This is a genomic window from Myxococcus llanfairpwllgwyngyllgogerychwyrndrobwllllantysiliogogogochensis (assembly GCF_006636215.1).
In the GTDB taxonomy this organism is placed as follows: Bacteria; Myxococcota; Myxococcia; order Myxococcales; family Myxococcaceae; genus Myxococcus; species Myxococcus llanfairpwllgwyngyllgogerychwyrndrobwllllantysiliogogogochensis.
In genome coordinates this window covers 26,375-43,331 of sequence record NZ_VIFM01000075.1, presented here as the reverse complement: position 1 = coordinate 43,331, position 16,957 = coordinate 26,375, and the positions used below count along the sequence as shown (strand labels likewise).

Below are 16,957 nucleotides of genomic sequence, written 5' to 3'. Positions count from 1 at the left end.
GGCGGTGGCTGGGAAACCAGCATGGGATGTCCTGGATTGAGAAGGAGTTGCGAGCCCTCCTCGCGAGCATAGGACAAACAGCGGCACCCGAACAGGTTTGCCTGGAAATCCACGAGAATCGGAATGGGCCTCCAGTCGCTGATGCTGGGGCTGACGGCGCGCGGTATCGGAACCTGTGTCCAGGCTGACGATGTATCCCGAAGTCATCCGCCGTGAGCTTTCAATCCCAGATGAGTTCATCCATCCGCTCGGGCGGGAGTGGAGTTGATGGGACGAGGAGGGCGGCCAACCCGAACACATGTTCACGGTTTGCGGGGGCATTGTTTTCATGTAAGCAAACCAAGACAGAGGGGGATGTCCATGCAGCGGTTCTTGAGAGTGCTGGCTGGCGCGGTGTTACTTGTTTCGTGCGGAGAATCGGCGAGCGAATCGGTGAAGACTCCGGTGCGTCTCGAGGTGGAGCGCGAGTTGACGGCACGCGGCTTTGATTTGCGTGAGATGTCCGTGGTGCCCCGGAAGGAAGGGGACGACACGTACCTCCAGCTTCGCGTCGACGAGCTGCCCGTGTGGGGCGTGGGCGCGAAGACCGCGAACGGGAAGACCCGCGTCACCCCGGTTCGCGTCGAGCCCACGGCGAAGGTCGAAACCCAGGCGCGCGTCACCCGGGGCGAGGCCGAGGCGGCGGCCCTCTCGGCGCTGGGCGACCCCACTGGGACGGTGTTGCGCGGCGGAGAGCTGATGCTGCGTCCGCACGAGGAGCGGCGGCTCAAGCCGGGTGTGCCGGTGGCGGGCTCTCACGATGCGACGCAGTATGAGCGTGTCATCACCGAGCTGACGCCCATCTACCGACTGACGCTCTCCACCGGTGGCCCGGGTTCTCTCTGGGCCTTTCCGCGTGAGTGGGTGGGCGAGGTAGACGCGCTTTCGGGCAAGGCCCTGCGGGTGGCTCCGGCGGAGGTACACGTCACCTATGCCAACGCGTCCTTGAAGGGGCGCTACTCCGGCACCAACACCTTCTCGGTCGTCGTCAACACGGCGAAGGCGCTGTACAAGCTCGAGGACAAGCGGGGCAACAAGTTCCTCGCCACGCGCCCGAACGGCGACGGCACCATTACCTATCTCGACTACTCGAGCCCCGATGCGTCCTTCGGAGATGGCGCGCTGTTCAACGTCACCTCCGAGGCTCGGAGCACGAACGGAGAGACCGCCGCGGTCGACGCCTTCTTCGCCTCGAACATGACGTCGACGATGTTCGAGTACTTCCTTGGCCGTACGGGGTCCAAGGCGCTCCCCCCGATGGAATTCAAGATGCACTATCCATGGGACAACGCAGGCTACATCGCGAGCAACAATGACCCAAGGGTCTTGATTGGCTATGAGACCTATCCGGCGCCGACGGGGGTGACGACGCTCGTCCACCTCGCGACCACCGACATCGTCGCCCACGAAATCACCCACGATTTCTTCATGCGTGAGGTGTGGGGGGATCCGAGCCTGGGCTCCGGGGCGTCCGGAGAGATTGCTGCCCTCAATGAGGGCACCGGCGACATCATGGGCTTCTTCACCGAGCTGGGGCGCGACACCCTCAAGCGGCGCCCCCTGAATGAGATTGACCAGGTGCTCCTGCGCCCCGCCAATCTGACGATAGGCGAGGACACCGGAGTTGCAGGACGCAGCCTCCTGACGCCCTCCAATCCGGAGTGGACCCCGGACCTCGTCAACTGGGATGAGCACGAGAGCTGTGGGCCCATCGACCGGATGTTCCTGCTCCTGGCCTATGGCTGTCAGCCGCTGGCGCAGGGCCAGTCTCCGGGGCCCTGGAACTGCCCGAGGGTCCCCGAGGGCTTCACGGGCATCGGGCCGTCCACCGCGGCGGTCATCTGGACCCGCACGGTGGAGGCGCTCCCGGTCGGGGCGGACTACGCCCAGGCCCGAGACGCCGCGCTCATGGCGGCCGGGGTGATTGACGGCGCCTCCTCCTCGACGAAGATGCGCGCGGTCGCCTCTGCCTTCGCGGCGATCAACGTCGGCGCGGTGCCGGACAACCAGCCGCCGCAGGCGACGCTGTCCTGCCGGCAGCGCGGCTCGGACATCGAGTGCACTGGGACGATCACCGACGCGGAGACGCCCAACCAGGCCCGCCAGGCTCCGCGCCTCGTGGTCGACGGCGGCGTGCAAACGGTCGTGCTCCCAAGCTTTCAGTTCACCCAGCTCATCCCCGCGGGCGCTCTCTCCACGGGGCCCCACACGATTGTTCTCGAAGCATGGGACCTCTGGAACAATCAGGTGACCAAGAGTGTGACAGTGACGCTGGACCGGACGCCGCCCACCGCGTCGCTCACCGTCACGGGCTCGCTGAAGCAGCCGTGGTTCTTGATCACCGCGAACGACGCTTCGGGGATTGACTCGGTCGACTTCATCCGGAATGGACAGTTGATTGTCTCGCTCATGGCGCCGCCGTTCGAGCACCAGTTCGACACCACCACCTGGGCCGATGGTACCTACCCGCTGAGCATCAAGGTCTCCGACCCGGCCGGTAACGTGACGACGCTCAACCACACGCTGAGGGTCGACAACACACCGCCGTCGGTGTCGATGGCCGTGAGCTCCGCCGGGCCGCCGTTCACCGTCAACGCTTCCGTGAGTGATGCCTCCGTGATTACCCGGGTGGACTTCAAGGTGGACGGAGTGGTGTTCGCCACGAGGACGAACTCCGCGACGACCTACTCCGCCAGTTACTCACCGACCGACGGGCTGGCACACAACCTGATTGTCGAGGTCACTGACGCGTTCGGCAACAAGGGGGGCGCGACCCGGGCCGCGCCGCTCGACAGCACGCCGCCCGCCGTGACGTTCAGCGCGTCCCAGTTGGGCACCACGATGACGCTCAGCGCGAACGTCACCGATACGTGTGGCATCCAGTACCCGTACTCGCTCTTCGTGGACGGCACCCTGGTCGCCCAGCCCACCACGCCGGGCTATGTGCTGACGTTCGGCTCGGAGATGGCGTCTGGAACGCACGTGTTCCAGGCGCTGGCGCAGGACCGTTGCGGCAACACGGCCAACTTCGTGGCCTCGTTCGTCAAGTCGAACTCCGTGCCGGTGATTGTCTCCATCACGCGCAACGACACCCAACCCAAGAAGCCGAAGTTCACCGTGGCCTGCAACGACCCGGAGGGAGTCCACCACGTGGAGATGCGCGAGAATGGAGTCATCCTCCAGTCCGACACCACCGCGCCGTACGAGTTCGTCGTCGACACCACCTCGCGCACGGACGGCGATTACATCGTGCTGTTCCAGTGCTCGGACAACGCGGGCTTCGCCAGCAGCCCGGAGACCCGGACGGTGATCGCGGACAACACGGGCCCGACGTTCAACTTCAGCGTCCAGGGCTCACGTCGCGCGTATCTGGTGTCGGCGGGTGCGGTGAGCGACTCGCACGGTGTGCAGTCGGTGACCCTGAGCGGAGGCCTGATTGGAGGCTTCACCGTGACGCTGCCTGTGGCCCCCTACGCATACGTGTGGAACATCGCTGGCACAGCCCCGGTCCAGAGCGACACCCCATTCTCTATCTCGGCGCGAGACACCTGGGGCAACGAGTCTTCGCTCAGCCGCATCTGCTATGTGGACACCGCCTCGACGCAGGACGTCGTCCTGAATTGTCATTAGGTGTCCTGAACCCCAGGCAGGCGGCCGGGCCCGGAGAGTTTTTTCCAGGCCCGGCCGTAAATTCTCAGTCGGTCAGACAGACCCACCTGTTGTGCGGAATGGCCTGGCAGAGACAATAACCCGGGGTGCCGTTGGCGAAGGTACAGCCAATCTCCCGGTCCGGGCTGCAGACCTTGCCCTGGAGGGACTCGCAGGTGGCGGCCTGCGCGGACACTTCCTGCTCGGGAAGGGCGCCAGTCTCGGTGCCCTCCGGGACTTCTGCTCCGCCACAGCCAACGATGGAAACGAGCGCTGCGAGTGCCAGTACACGAAGAATCATGTTGGAAACCCCGTTGCAGTTGTAGCCCTCGAATCCAACTGCGGGCCCTGGGCTTGGGTCAAGCGCCACCCTTCTGACGCGTTGCGCCCATTGTCCACCCCACGTCAGTGGATGTGTGGGAACTGGCGGCACCGGAGGTCCCCCGGTCCGAGTGGCTTCCAATGAGTGACTGGCTTCAAGTGAGGGATGGCTCAGCTGTCCATGGGGATGCGGCTCCTGTCTTTCCCGCGAACCCTCTCCAGGGATCGAAACACCTCGTGGAGACGAATGTGTCGGTGCTCGGCCATGCTATGGAAGAGACATGAGTGATTCGACCACGCTTCTGGGGGCCCGCAACGTGCGCATCAGCGCGGACTTCTGGAAGAAGTGCGCGCCCCTGCTGGGCAATAACGTGTTCCTCGACCTCGCCCTGGTGAGGCGCACGGCCTGGGGAGACCTCGACTTGTCGCTGCCGGAGGGGACGCTGCTGATTGGCTATGTGAAGCAGGAGAAAGACTATCTGGTCTTCCTGAAGACGCTGGAGTCGTTCCTTCCGAAGTCACCCACCACTGGCCTCAAGTCCTGGGGCGAGGCTGTCTTTGAGTCCACGGGAGGGGGCCGCTGGCGCGTGCTGTTCCGGTATGGCCCGAAGCCGGAGATTCGCGTTCGCTACCAGGTGTGGGCCGTCAAGCCTGTCTCGTCCATCCGGCCTCTGTCGCGCGCGAAGGCGACGCGGGCCGCGCGCCCCGACGAGGAGCGGCTCTTCGTGGACACGGAGACGGGCTTTCGGGGCGTGGCGCTGGTGGGCAGCGAGCTCTGGGTGCGTGCGGGCAGTCTGGGCGAGCCGGGGCGCGGCAAGCGCACTGCGTTCAAGGACGCGAAGCAGGCCCGCGCCGCGGCGGACGCGCTCATCGCGAAGCTGCGTAAAAAGGGCTTCGTCGAGAGCAAGGTCTGACAGGAGGCCGCCGGAACCGTTCCTCGGATTTCGATGCCCGGGCATGAAGGCTTGCTCGGGCGAGGTTGTCGGGTTGGGGCGCGGGGGCTGATGTGGGTGGCTGGGACTCCACGCGCGTTCGGAGGCATGATGATGGGAGCCGCCGAGGGGTGACCCGGTCCTCGCGGGTGACGCACGAGCGCCAGGAACCAGGGTCGTCGCAGGGGGAGCGCGGGAATGTCGGAGTCGGTCGAGCAGAGGTGCCTCCGGTGTGGTGCTCCGGATGCGGGGAGCGTGGCTCGCTGTGTGTGCGGCGCCAGCCTCCGGGTGGACGTCGTGTTGCGGGACGCGGTGGCTGACGAGCGGACGCGCTTCGCGTTGGCCCGGGCCATCTCGCTGCTGGGCCCTCCCGCGCCCTCGTTCTCCGAGGCGCGAACCCTGCTCGCGATGGCGGGGGCTCCCCTGGCGCGTGGCGTCTTTCGCGCCTTCGCTGAGAAGCTCCTGGAGGTGCTGCGCGCCCAGGGCGCCCGCGCGGATTTGCGGCCGTTCGTGGAGTCGGTGGTGCCCGTCCAGGAGTCCTCGCGTGGACTCCTGAGGGCGCTTGTGGGTGCCTGCGTCCTGGTCGGGTTGGTGGGCGGCATCTGGATGGCTCGCTCTCCGCGTTTCGAGCGCACGCGCTCGAATGTCCTGGCCCTCGCCACGGGTGAAGACACTCCGGGCGAGGCGGCCCCCGTGCCCTCGGCCCTCTCCACCGCGGAGATTTCACGCCGCGCCGGCCCGAGCACGTTGACGCTGCGGTGTGGGAGCAAGACGGGCTCTGGCTTCTTCGTGGGCTCCGAGCTGGTGCTGACCAACCAGCACGTGGTGTGTCCGCCGGGCAAGATGATGACGGCGGTGCTCGCGGACGGGCGGGAGCTGCTCGGTGAGACGGTCGCCAGTGACGTGGACCTGGACCTCGCCACCGTCCGCGTCGTGGGCGCGAAGGCAGTCCCGTTGCCACTGGGGGACGTCACGCGCCTGGAGCCCGGAGACCCGCTGGTCTTCATTGGCAGCCCCAAGGGCCTGGACTTCACCGTGCATGAAGGGAAGGTGGGCTTCGTGGGCCGGCAGTACCTGGGCACTGGCTATGTGCAATTCAATGCCTCGGTGAATCCGGGCAACAGTGGCGGACCGCTGTTGAATGGACGCGGCGAGGTGGTGGGCGTCGTCTCGATGAAAATCGAGAACGCGGATGGGCTGGGGCTGGCACTGCCCATCGCCTATGCGAGCAAGCTCGTCTCCGTGCCCACCACGCCCGAGTCCACGGAGCGCTGGAGCCAGTTGCTCAAGCGCGTGGCGCGCGACGAGGAGCGCGAGGTGCGGCGCTTCCAGGTGGACACCGAGCAGCAGGTGGTTCTCTCGGTGCAGCGGGTCGACGGGCTGGGGCTCATCGTGCTGGTCGTCGAGCGGTTCGACTCGCCACCCACGGCCGTGAAGCGCCGCATGGAGCTGGAGGCGGAAGGGAAGACGTGTACGCTGGATTTGGAGTTCGAGGACTGGCGGCCGCTGAGCCAGTCGCTGGCGGCGCAGGAGGACTCGCGGCGGCTGCGCTGGTTCCTCTCGCGAGGCCTCACCTTGGGCATCCACATCGGTGGGGCGCGGCTGCCCGTCGAGACCTGCTCGCTGCCAGAGGTCGGCACGGCCTGGCTGAAGTCAGGGCAGGGGAGTGGTGAGAACGAGGAGCGCATCGAGGTGTCGCTCAAGGACGTCAGGGAAGCCCGTGAGACGTGGACCCGGAACCCCGCGGGCATCCAGCGCTGGGAGCGGGAGCGCTTCAAGCAGAGGCTGGCGGGGAATCGCACACGGGAGGAGGAGGAGCGGTGGCGCACGTCCTTCGGCAAGGCCCGGGCGCGTGTCGCCCGCTTCGAGGAGGAGCGCGCGCGTCTGCGCAAGGACGAGTCCTCCGGCAAGCCGGTGGCGAAGCGCCAGCAAGAGGTGGAGGCGGAGCTGAAGCTGGCGAGCCAGCAGCTCGCCGAACTCGAGCGCTACGCCGTGGAGAAGAACGTTCCCCCGGAGTGGCGGCGGTAGGCCCTGGGGGTTCTGGCGGGGGAGAGGAGTGGGCCCTCCTGGATTCGAACCAGGGCCCCATCCGTTATGCGACGGGGGGGCCGGTTGGCAGGGGCAAGCAGTCCTTGTCAGCGCTTCGCAACCTGCGGAAGTGACTGGGGCTTCCCTGGGAGCAGGGGCGGTGCCGGTTGGCACCGTTTCCACGGATTCGACCAGGCGTGGTGCGCCGGTGGTGCGGTGTGCCGGGCCACCGGCGACGCGCTTCTTGAAACTGGGGAGCTGGAGCGGGTGTGGGTCGGCCGGTTCGTCTGCAGCCCGGCTGCGTCACGGGAGGCGCTCCTCGCCTGGGGACGGCGCTGATGCTCGGGTCGGTGGTTCCTGGTTCCTGGCCCTGTAGGCGGATCCCAGGCAGCGTCACGGGTGAGGGGTAACAGGGAAGGCGACCGCAGTGCGGTCACTGCTCCATGCTTACATGGCCCCATGCACATTACCCTTGAGCCAACCGGGTTCGATGGTCACTACAGGTTGCCACGCGATGGCGAGCCACCTGCTGCCGCTGCGTTCTTCCCGACCGCGCGCACCTTGCTTTGGCGAGCCCGCTCTTCGTTCGATGAACATGTCCGCTTGTCAACGGGTGAGTGGCTCAAAGACCTGACTGGCACGGTCTGCATTGAGATAGGTCAGTCCATCGAGATGGAGGGCAAGCGCTGTGGCGGCCTCATCCGGGCCTTCAGTCCCAGAGGCGAGGGAGAGCGTACCTTCCATGTTGATCTGCGGGTATCGCCGGATGCCTTTGAGCGTCTCCTTGGTCCCGCCTATGTCGGAAGGCTGCCCATTATCGCCATCGTGATGGACGAGGGCGCCGCGATGCAGCACACGCTGGCCGAGGGCATCAAGTGGGACAACGCCCAGCACGGCTGGGTCGAAGTGGTCTGGTGGGATTTCTGGTTCAAACTCACGCAGGCTAGCGACGCCGAGATCGATGCATCGAAGTCCCTTCCCACTGCGACGCAGGCCGATGCTGTTCAGCAACAGCTCGGCTTGCTGGCGCGGCAACTGGGTTGTCTGCTGTGGCTGGGGGGGAGTGGGGTCACGCTCCTCGGCATCCTGCTCTGGACGCTGCGCGGATGAAATGGACCTGGATCCACCTTCGACATGGCTTGGCTGCGTCGGTTCCCGGTTCCCGCCCTTATAGGCGGAACCGGAACCGGTTGAGCCCGCATCATCCCGGCAGACGTGGGCAGCGTTCAGGGGACGTCACGCTCTCGTGGCTTCGTTGACCCCGCCCGGCGCGGAAGGCTGACCGCCTGCCTACAGCGCCCGAAGACCGCGCGCGACGGGAGACGGAGGGAGCAGGCGTGAAAATCACACTTGGGTTGGCTGCGCTACTGGCGGCTTGGTGGGTTCGGAGCTCCATTGGCCGACCTGGGCGTTACGAAGACGCACGCCAGACCTCATGTCTCCAACGACAACCCTTTCAGCGAGGCTCACCTCAAGACGATGACGTACCGACCAGACTTCCCCTCAGTCTTCGGCTGCCCCCAGCTCGCCTGCGGCTTCTTCGGCTGGTAAAACCAAGAACATCACCACGCGGGCCTCGGCTTGCTCATACCCTACGACGTGCACCAGAGCCTGGCTGCCGAGCGCAACACGGCTCGGGCCGACGTGCTCGCTGCCGCCTACGCCGCTCGCCCCGAGCACTATCCTCAAGGTGTACCCAAGCCGCAGGCACTGCCGAACACCGTCTGGAGCAACGACCCCGCGCGTCTCTCCACCTCACAGGAGAGTGCGCAGTAATTTCATGAACTCACTGTCTCATCCGCATTGACTGGTTCGTGGCCTTGACGCCCCAGCCGGCCTCCCCCAGCACGCGCATCTGCCGCGCCACAACCTACTCGACCATCGGCACCTTCGCCGTCGGGCGGGGTACCACGTCCTTCACTGACTCTCCCATCGCGAACTGCCTCCAGATGCTGCGGGCGGAGGCCCTGCAGGAGGGGCAGTTTTAGTGTCGCGAGGGGCAACTTTGCTGTCGCTCTACACACGCAATGTGCGGGGGAGCCACGAAACTGAAGCAACTCCAGGCCTTCATAGCTCCATTTTGGTTTACGATGACCTCTTATGCCGCCGACCAACTCATCAAGCGTGTCCAGGCCAAGGGTTCAGCGTACCTTCCGCGAGTTGTCCCAAGATAAGAACATTGACGTTGAACAGGCATCAATGCTGGTCGAGAAGGGTTGGTCGGGTGCCTTTGGTTGGGACAAACTGCTTGAATCTCAGCGTGTCCTGATTGTCTCAGAAGCCGGTGCCGGAAAGACCTATGAATGTGCGGCCCAGAAGCAGGTGCTGTGGGATCGAGGCGAGCCCGCTTTCCACCTCGAGCTGGCGCAACTCGCGACCACCAGTCTGTGTGATTTGCTGTCGCCAGTCGAGGAGGCGAGGTTTGAGGAGTGGCGAGCGGCGCAATCTGCTGTCGCCACCTTTTTCCTCGACTCGATTGACGAACTCAAGCTCACTCTCGGTTCATTCGATCTCGCGCTCAAGCGCTTGAGTAAGGCTGTAGCCGGCCAGTTCGGCCGCGTTCGGATCGTCAGTACTACGCGCCCGATTGCAGTCGATAAACAACTCATCCAGAAGCATTTTCCTGTGCCCGAGCCAGTGGCGTTGATTCCAAGTGGCGATGCTTTTGCCGACATTGCCATGGGTCGTCAGCGACAGAATTCCAGCAAGAAGGAGAAGGGAACCGTCCCCGTGTGGCGCAGTGTCGCCTTGATGCCTTTGTCCAACGAGCAAATCCTGGAAATGGCAGCAATCGAGGGTGTCGATGATGCTGAGGCACTCCTTGCCGATATCCGTGCACGCAACGCCGAAGAGTTCTCACGCCGCCCACAGGACCTCATCGAGCTTTGTGCGGATTGGCGTGAGCATCGCCGCATCCGCACCCACCGCGAGCAGGTGGCACAAAATGTCAGGGTGAAACTCAAGCCGCGCACCGACCGGCGCGAACCGGCGCAGTTGTCTCCCGATAAGTCATTTGAGGGTGCGAGCCGAATCGCGCTCGCCGCACTGCTCACACGCCGTTTGACAATTCGTCTCAGCGTGGAGGCTGACCGGAGCGGCGATCCAGGGACCGCACTTGATCCATCTGTGGTCTTGCATGACTGGACGCCTGAGGAGCGCGACACCTTGCTTGAGCGCGCATTGTTCGGGTTCGCGAGCTATGGACGCGTCCGATTCCATCATCGCTCGGTCGTCGAATTCCTTGCCGCGCGACGCCTCGAAGACCGATTGGGGCAGGGCATGCCGATCAAGGAGGTCAAGCGGTTGCTTTTCGCAGAAACGCATCAGGGTATCAGGGTCGTCCGCCCGATAATGCGCCCCGTTGCAGCTTGGCTCGCGGCGGAGCAGTCGAGCATCTTCTCCGAGGTGCGCGACCGTGAGCCCGAGGTGTTGCTTGAACATGCCGATCCGGGATCGCTCCCGCTCCCGCAACGCATCGACGCGTTGAAGTCTTATGTGCGGCACTATGGCCAGGGTGGGTGGCGCGGTCTGCACGTTCCTCGCGTGCAGGTGCATCGCTTCGCCTCACCCGACTTAGCGATCCATGTACTGGGTCTGTGGCAGGGGCCCATCGAGAACCCCGAGGTTCGCGGGCTACTCCTCGAATTAATCGGCGCGGGACCGATACCGGCATGCGCAGATGTTGCCCATGACATCGCGAACGATGTCTCTGCTACGCATAGAGAGCGTCTCGACGCGATTGATGCGTTAGTGCGCCTTGAGGATCCGCGACTCGAGGCGCTCACGCAATCCATTGTGAACGCACCGGGGAACTGGCCAGAGAAGGTTGTGCGCGCAGCAGTCGTCCGACTGTTCCCACAGAAGATTGCGCCCGACCGGCTCTATGAAATCTTGAAAGGACTTCGAGAGACGGGGAACTCAGTCGACGAACTTGGCTGGATGCTGTCGAGTGAAATTGCCAGAGTCGAGTTCAAACCAGGCTATCTAGCGGAACTGCGCGTCGGCTTTACTGCCTTGGTTGCCGAGAACCTCGTTTGGGTGAACCAATGGCCGCATCTTGTTAGCAGACGCCCATACCTGCTTTCTGCGCTTGCTGCGGTCTGTCTGAGACTTATCCGGGCGGGTGATACGGATGCCGCGGTTCTGCGGTCCTCGATGATCGCGCTGCGCCTCCATCGGGATGGCCGTGCCAACGAGAAACATGTAAAGGATCTGCGCAATGCGCTTGCCGAACTAGCGCCACCGCTGCGAGCGGCGGTCTACTGGGCTGATGATGCGTTCAATGAAGCTATGCATCCCCAGGCCGATCCGTGGAAACGAGTATGCAATGTTTCGAACGACGGTCCGCTCAAGCTGAATGACGCGCAGGATGGTGTTTGGGTGCGGCGGATTCTAGCCGATCGCAGCCAGTCGCTTCCGGAGCGGGCGATGATGCTCTATGTTTCGATGTATGATGTCCGGGATGACGCGGGTGATCTGCGCGAATATATTGAAAGTCTCAGGCGGTATGTCGCTGATGAGCCCAGCCTGATGTCGCTGTTCGAACAGTGTCTTGCTCCAAGGAAGATCGATCCCGAAGAGATTGCGCTCAACGCGCGGGTCGAAGAGCAACGGCAAGCTGCCGAAAGGCGTAAGGCGAAGGATCGCGAGGATTGGGTGGCGTTCTGGCGTGAGGTCGCAGAACATCCCCGAACCGCTTTCAGTCCCGACCGCAAAGGAAATACTGCTTGGAACCTCTGGCAGGCTATGCAGCGTTCTGGTGATGAAAGCCGCGCGTCGGGTTGGAATCGACGTTTTATCGAGCAGCATTTCGGCAAAGATGTTGCCGACCAACTGCGAACGAGCATGCACTCAATTTGGCGCGAAGATCGGCCGACACTTCGCTACGAGAGGCCGGATGATGAACGGGGAACGTTTCTCATTCGTTGGCAACTCGGACTGGCCGCGATCGCCGCCGAAGCGGAGGACCCCGACTGGGCGCGCAAGCTTTCCATCGAAGAAGCCGAACTCGCGACGCGCTACGCACCGATCGAGCCGAGCGACTTTCCTGCGTGGCTCGAATCGCTCGCCCGCGCGCATCCGGCCGAGGTTGAGCGGACGCTCGGGCCTGACCTGACCGCTGAATTAGATGAGGTTGCTGCGAAAAGTTCCGTAGGCATCCTGCTCCAGAATGTAAGCCATGCGCCAGCTACGGTCCTGCATCTGTTTCTTCCGCGTCTGCGCGCTTGGCTAGATACTCATTCTGGGAATCTGCGCGACGGCGAGGACAATACGATTTTACTCGAGCGCCTTGTGCGCGTGCTCGAAATTCTGCTTGAACATGGCGATGGTGCGATACAGGACCGCATCCGAGCCATGGCCGAGGACTACCTCAAGGGCTCCGCTGATGGTGTGTTCACGCCTGTCTGGCTGACGACGCTGATGCGCCTTGATCCGGCAAGCGGAACCAATGCTATCGAAACGCTGTTGGGGCCGCTCACGCCTGGGGCGACGGGATTCGCTATCAATGTCTTCGGAACGATGTTCGGTGAACGAGAGGGACAGTTGCTCGTCGACCTGCGAAAGTCAGGCTTCACCCCAACATTGCTGTTGAGACTAGCTCGACTTTCCTACAAGCATGTGCGCATCCAAGACGACATTACCCACGAGGGGGCTTATTCCCCGGGCCCCCGGGATTGGGCACAGGATGGGAGAAACGTGCTGCTCAGCGCGATCCTTGACGCTAGGGGGACCGACGCTTGGGCAGTCAAACTTGAGATGGTCAAAGAGCCATTGTTCGCCGATTTTCGTGATCGACTTGCCTTGCTTGCCCGCGAGAAAGCGGCCGAAGAAGTCAGCGGTGGCGTATTGACCGAATCCGGGGTGTCAATTCTAGATCGCTACGGCAGCGCGCCCCCAATGACTCGCGACGACATGTTCGCAATGCTCGTCGACCGGCTCGATGATCTCGACGACTTGTTGCTCCAAGATGTCTCGCCGCGCGGCGCCTGGGGCAACATTAAAGACGAAAAGACAATGCGCCAGGTAATCGCGCTTCAACTCCGGAACGCAGCGAACCGGATATACACGGTTGACCAGGAAGCGGTCACTGCCGACGAGAAGGAAACGGACATCCGACTGCGCGTAGCATCGTCAGGCCAGCAAGGGACGATTGAGCTTAAGATCGGTGAACACTGGTCTGGTCGCGACCTGCGTGACACGGTCAATAACCAGTTGGTGACTAAATACATGGCCGCTGAAACCTGTCGTTCCGGATGTCTTCTGGTCACTGTCGCAAGCAACCAAAATTGGAAAAATCCAGATACGGGCGAGACACTCGACATCAACGGGTTGAGGAAGATGCTCGACGCCGAGGCCGCTAGGATCGTCGACAAATGGGGCGGTAGCGTGCGGGTCGCAGCTAAGGTTCTTGACCTCCGGCCGCGACTCACTGCTGAGGCGAAGATAGGTGGTGGGAAAAAGGAGTAGTGCCTGTGACTGCCTCGGTGAGTATGCAGTAGTCTACTCGTGATTTCAGTCGTTTATGCCAAGATTGGTTGCTGGGCAGGCGGCAGGCTCCCTCGGAGCGTGCTCAGCATCGGAGCCACACCCCGTGAAGCCTCCTGGTTGGGATTAATGCCAGGCAGCTCAATTTGAGATGGTGTAGAGTGTGTTCACGAAAGGCATGCGAATCGAGCAGTGAGTGCAGGTGCCAGGTGGACAATCCCAGTCGTGCTGCTGCCGGGCAGGACAGTTCCAGTTCATCCTGGTGAGCCCTCAACCACTCTCGCGCATGCAGGGTTGAGTTGAGGGTCTCGGTGCTGCCACGGCTGATGATGCACTAGATTGCGATAGGCTGGATGTTCTTGTGTGGTTTATGTGCCATTGGGAACATGCCTCATCCTTGACGTGGCGTGTCTGGATTCTCGGCGCACCCGGTGGCGCCTTCGTGCTGTGCTGCACCGATGCATTGAGGCTGAGGGCCCTGGGGCACCTTCGCCACTGCTGATCCGGAGGACCGCAGGTGGAGGAGGCGGCGGCTCATTGGGGGACTCCGGGCGCGTAGGTGGAGCCTTCTCACGTGGCTCCGGCGCCGCGGGCCTATGGCTCCAGCAAGGGTTCTCGGCCTGAATGGGGAGCTGTATATCGGCCAAGCGGGGGAAGGGGAGTGGGCCCTCCTGGATTCGAACCAGGGACCAATCGGTTATGAGCCGACAGCTCTAACCGCTGAGCTAAGGGCCCCCATGCGTGAACAACCCGCGTGTCCGGTGGCATATCCCCGCGCATGCGTTGCTGGCAAGCGCCACTCGGCCCCCTGATTTGACGCTGCCTCCCGCGTCGGCGTGAGGCTTTGTGCGCGCCTTGAGTCAGCGCTTTCGCTTGGACGCGGGAGCGGGCTTCCCGGGCTCCTGGGCCACCTTCACCCGGAACACCTGCCCACGCTGCTCCACCGTGACGCCCTCGGCGCGCAGGCGCTTCGCCTGCTCATGCGCCACCGTGGACGCCAGCGTCCCTCCCGACTTCGTCACACGCCACCACGGCAGCTCCTGTCCCGGCGGCAGCTTCGTCATCTCGCGCCCCACGCCGCGCGCCGCCCCGGGACGTCCCGCGTACAACGCCACCTGCGAGTACGAGCGCACCTGGCCTCGCGGAATCGAGCGTACCGCGCGCCATACCGCCTCGGAGAAGGGCGGACGCTTCGGCGGAGCCGACGCCTCGGGTTCCACTCGGGACTTCGTCTTCGTCGTCGTCCTGGACTTGGAGAGCGCCACGGCGCCCGACTCTAGAAACACGAAGGCCCCCGGTCCATGAAGGAGCGGGGGCCTCGGGACTTCCCGTGACGGCTCATGGTGGAGCCGTCAGGAAGGCGTCAGCTCTCCACGAAGGAGCGCAGGCGCTTGGAGCGGCTGGGGTGACGCAGCTTGCGCAGCGCCTTGGCCTCGATCTGACGGATGCGCTCGCGCGTCACCTCGAAGTCCTGGCCCACCTCTTCCAGCGTGTGGTCGCTCTTCTCGCCAATGCCGAAGCGCATGCGGAGCACCTTCTCCTCGCGCGGCGTCAGCGTGGCCAGCACCTTGCGGGTCTGCTCCGCCAGGTTCATGTTGATGACCGCGTCCGCCGGCGACACGAGGCTCTTGTCCTCGATGAAGTCGCCCAGGTGGCTGTCCTCTTCCTCGCCAATGGGCGTCTCCAGGGAGATGGGCTCCTTGGCGATCTTCAGGACCTTGCGAACCTTGTCGAGCGGCAGCTCCATCTTCTCCGCGATTTCCTCCGGCGTCGGCTCGCGGCCAATCTCCTGCACCAGGTAGCGGCTGGTGCGGATGAGCTTGTTGATGGTCTCGATCATGTGCACCGGGATGCGGATGGTGCGGGCCTGGTCGGCGATCGCGCGCGTAATGGCCTGACGAATCCACCAGGTGGCGTAGGTCGAGAACTTGTAGCCGCGCTTGTACTCGAACTTGTCCACGGCCTTCATCAGGCCGATGTTGCCCTCCTGGATGAGGTCCAGGAACTGGAGGCCGCGGTTTGTGTACTTCTTCGCGATGGACACCACGAGGCGCAGGTTCGCCTCCACCAGCTCGCTCTTGGCGCGCTCGGCCCGCTTCTCGCCCAGGCGGATGGCGTCGTAGTTGCGGCGCAGCGCATCCACGGGGAGGTTGGCCTCCTCCTCCACCTTCTTGATCTTCCGAACCGCCGTGCGCACGTCGCGGTCCAGGACCTCGAGCTGCTCGGGCGTGAGGTTGAGCTGCTTCTGCAGCTTCTTGCCGATGTTCGGATTCTCCCGCGACTCCTTCAGCTGCGGGCGCAGCTCCTTCATGGAGATGCCGTAGCGGCGCTCCAAATCACGAAGCTCGTCCTCGGCCTTCTCAACGCGCTCGATGAGCCCCTTGAGATTCACGACGATGCGGTCGACCTGCTTCTTGTTCAGCCGCATCTCCTCCAAGACCTCCATCATCTTGGTCCGGAGGTCCTTCATCTCCTGCTTGAGCTCCTTCTTGCGCACCTCGGTCAGCTTCTTCTTGGAGATGAGCTCCTCTTCCAAGACATCGCAGTCCTTGGCGAACTTGCGGAAGCGCTCGATCTGCTTGCAGATCTGCTCAATCTTGTTGAGCTCGCTCTGCGCCAGCTGCGCCGGGGCGTCACCCTCGCCCACTTCCTCGGGAGCCTCCTCGGCGCCCTCGGCCTGGGCCTCCTCGGGCGCGTCCTTGATGACGTCGCGCACGCGCAGCTTGGCCGTCTTCAGCTTGTTGCCGATGTCGAGGATCTCCTCGACGGCGACCTTGCAGGCGAGCAGGGCGCGCAGCACTTCCTTCTCGCCCTCTTCGATTCGCTTGGCGATTTCGACTTCGCCCTCGCGCGTGAGCAGGCTGACGCTGCCCATCTTGCGCAGGTACAGGCGCACCGGGTCGTTCGACTTGCCACCCGGCTCGTCGTCTTCGTCCTTCTCGTCCTCGTCGACGTCTTCCTTCTCCTCCTCGACGGTGACGGTGGGCTTGATCTCGTTGTTCTGAGCGGCCTTCTGCGCATCGACAATCTCGATGTCGTTGTCGCCGAACATGCTCATCACGTCGTCGATTTGATCGGACGACACGATGTCGGCGGGCAGCGCGTCATTCACCTCGTCGTAGGTGAGGAAGCCCTTCTCTCGCCCCTGGGCGAGCAGGTCCTTCACTTCCTTGCGCTCGGCGACGGGGTCCTCCTCGACGTCGTCCTCGACGGCGTCCGGGTCCACCTCGACGGCGGCGGCGGCTTCTTCAGCGGCCTCCTCGGGGTCCACGTCCGCGGAGACGACGCCCTTCTTCTTCTTCTTCGTCTCGACCTCGGCGGGCGCCTCCTTGGCCTCCAGGGGCTCCTGCTCCTCGGTCCCAGCCTTCACCCCAGCACCCTTCGCCGCGGGACTGTCCGGTGCCTTCTTCTTGCGGATCACCGGATCCACCTTCTTCTTGGTGGGCTTCACGGACGCCTTCGAGGGCTTCTGCGTCGGCATTCGGGTACTTCTCCTTAAGAAA

General features: G+C 63.8%; 8 protein-coding genes, 1 tRNA gene and 1 pseudogene. 6 read left to right on the top strand and 4 right to left on the bottom strand.

From position 1 onward, the window contains the following. Positions 1-432: 432 nt before the first annotated feature. Complete coding sequence (locus tag FJV41_RS20120) at positions 433-3,669, top strand: Ig-like domain-containing protein (RefSeq protein WP_181790792.1); 3,237 nt, start codon at positions 433-435, stop codon at positions 3,667-3,669. A 64-nt stretch (positions 3,670-3,733) separates the two neighbouring features. On the opposite strand, the gene FJV41_RS20115 is transcribed toward FJV41_RS20120, so the two are convergent. Further along, positions 3,734-3,988, bottom strand: a complete 255-nt coding sequence (locus FJV41_RS20115) for a hypothetical protein (protein ID WP_141644129.1) — start codon at positions 3,986-3,988, stop codon at positions 3,734-3,736. Positions 3,989-4,289: 301 nt separating this feature from the next. Between FJV41_RS20115 and FJV41_RS20110 the strand changes: the two genes are divergently transcribed. The 5 genes and pseudogenes from FJV41_RS20110 (at position 4,290) to hyoA (ending at position 13,436) form a co-directional block, all read left to right on the top strand. After that, the gene (locus tag FJV41_RS20110) at positions 4,290-4,922 is read left to right on the top strand and encodes a hypothetical protein (protein ID WP_141644128.1); all 633 of its coding nucleotides are present in this window, start codon (positions 4,290-4,292) and stop codon (positions 4,920-4,922) included. 216 nt (positions 4,923-5,138) lie between these two features. Further along, complete coding sequence (locus tag FJV41_RS20105; protein WP_141644127.1) at positions 5,139-6,968, top strand: S1C family serine protease; 1,830 nt, start codon at positions 5,139-5,141, stop codon at positions 6,966-6,968. 459 nt (positions 6,969-7,427) lie between these two features. Next, the gene (locus FJV41_RS20095; RefSeq protein WP_141644126.1) at positions 7,428-8,078 is read left to right on the top strand and encodes a BTB/POZ domain-containing protein; all 651 of its coding nucleotides are present in this window, start codon (positions 7,428-7,430) and stop codon (positions 8,076-8,078) included. 285 nt (positions 8,079-8,363) lie between these two features. Then, positions 8,364-8,744, top strand: a pseudogene (locus FJV41_RS53760) (IS3 family transposase); the annotation flags it as partial. Between the two features lie 324 nt (positions 8,745-9,068). Next, positions 9,069-13,436, top strand: coding sequence for an NACHT domain-containing antiphage protein HyoA (gene hyoA, locus FJV41_RS20085; protein WP_497812661.1), 4,368 nt, complete (start codon positions 9,069-9,071; stop codon positions 13,434-13,436). A gap of 680 nt (positions 13,437-14,116) precedes the next feature. Here hyoA and FJV41_RS20080 read toward each other — a convergent pair. The 3 genes from FJV41_RS20080 to rpoD all read right to left on the bottom strand — a co-directional run bounded on the left by FJV41_RS20080 (position 14,117) and on the right by rpoD (position 16,935). Beyond that, a tRNA-Ile gene (locus FJV41_RS20080) sits at positions 14,117-14,189 on the bottom strand. 125 nt (positions 14,190-14,314) lie between these two features. Then, entirely contained in the window at positions 14,315-14,719 is a 405-nt protein-coding gene (locus tag FJV41_RS20075) for an MGMT family protein (protein WP_141644123.1), read from the bottom strand. 98 nt (positions 14,720-14,817) lie between these two features. Beyond that, a complete protein-coding gene (rpoD, locus tag FJV41_RS20070) occupies positions 14,818-16,935 on the bottom strand; it encodes an RNA polymerase sigma factor RpoD (protein ID WP_141644122.1) in 2,118 nt (705 codons plus the stop codon). Between the last annotated feature and the right edge of the window lie 22 nt (positions 16,936-16,957).

Coding starts and splice junctions, on each gene's coding strand:
- FJV41_RS20115 (WP_141644129.1), bottom strand. CDS start 3,988: ATGATTCTTCGTGTACTGGCACTCGCAGCGCTCGTTTCCATCGTTGGC.
- FJV41_RS20110 (WP_141644128.1), top strand. CDS start 4,290: ATGAGTGATTCGACCACGCTTCTGGGGGCCCGCAACGTGCGCATCAGC.
- FJV41_RS20105 (WP_141644127.1), top strand. CDS start 5,139: ATGTCGGAGTCGGTCGAGCAGAGGTGCCTCCGGTGTGGTGCTCCGGAT.
- FJV41_RS20095 (WP_141644126.1), top strand. CDS start 7,428: ATGCACATTACCCTTGAGCCAACCGGGTTCGATGGTCACTACAGGTTG.
- hyoA (WP_497812661.1), top strand. CDS start 9,069: ATGCCGCCGACCAACTCATCAAGCGTGTCCAGGCCAAGGGTTCAGCGT.
- rpoD (WP_141644122.1), bottom strand. CDS start 16,935: ATGCCGACGCAGAAGCCCTCGAAGGCGTCCGTGAAGCCCACCAAGAAG.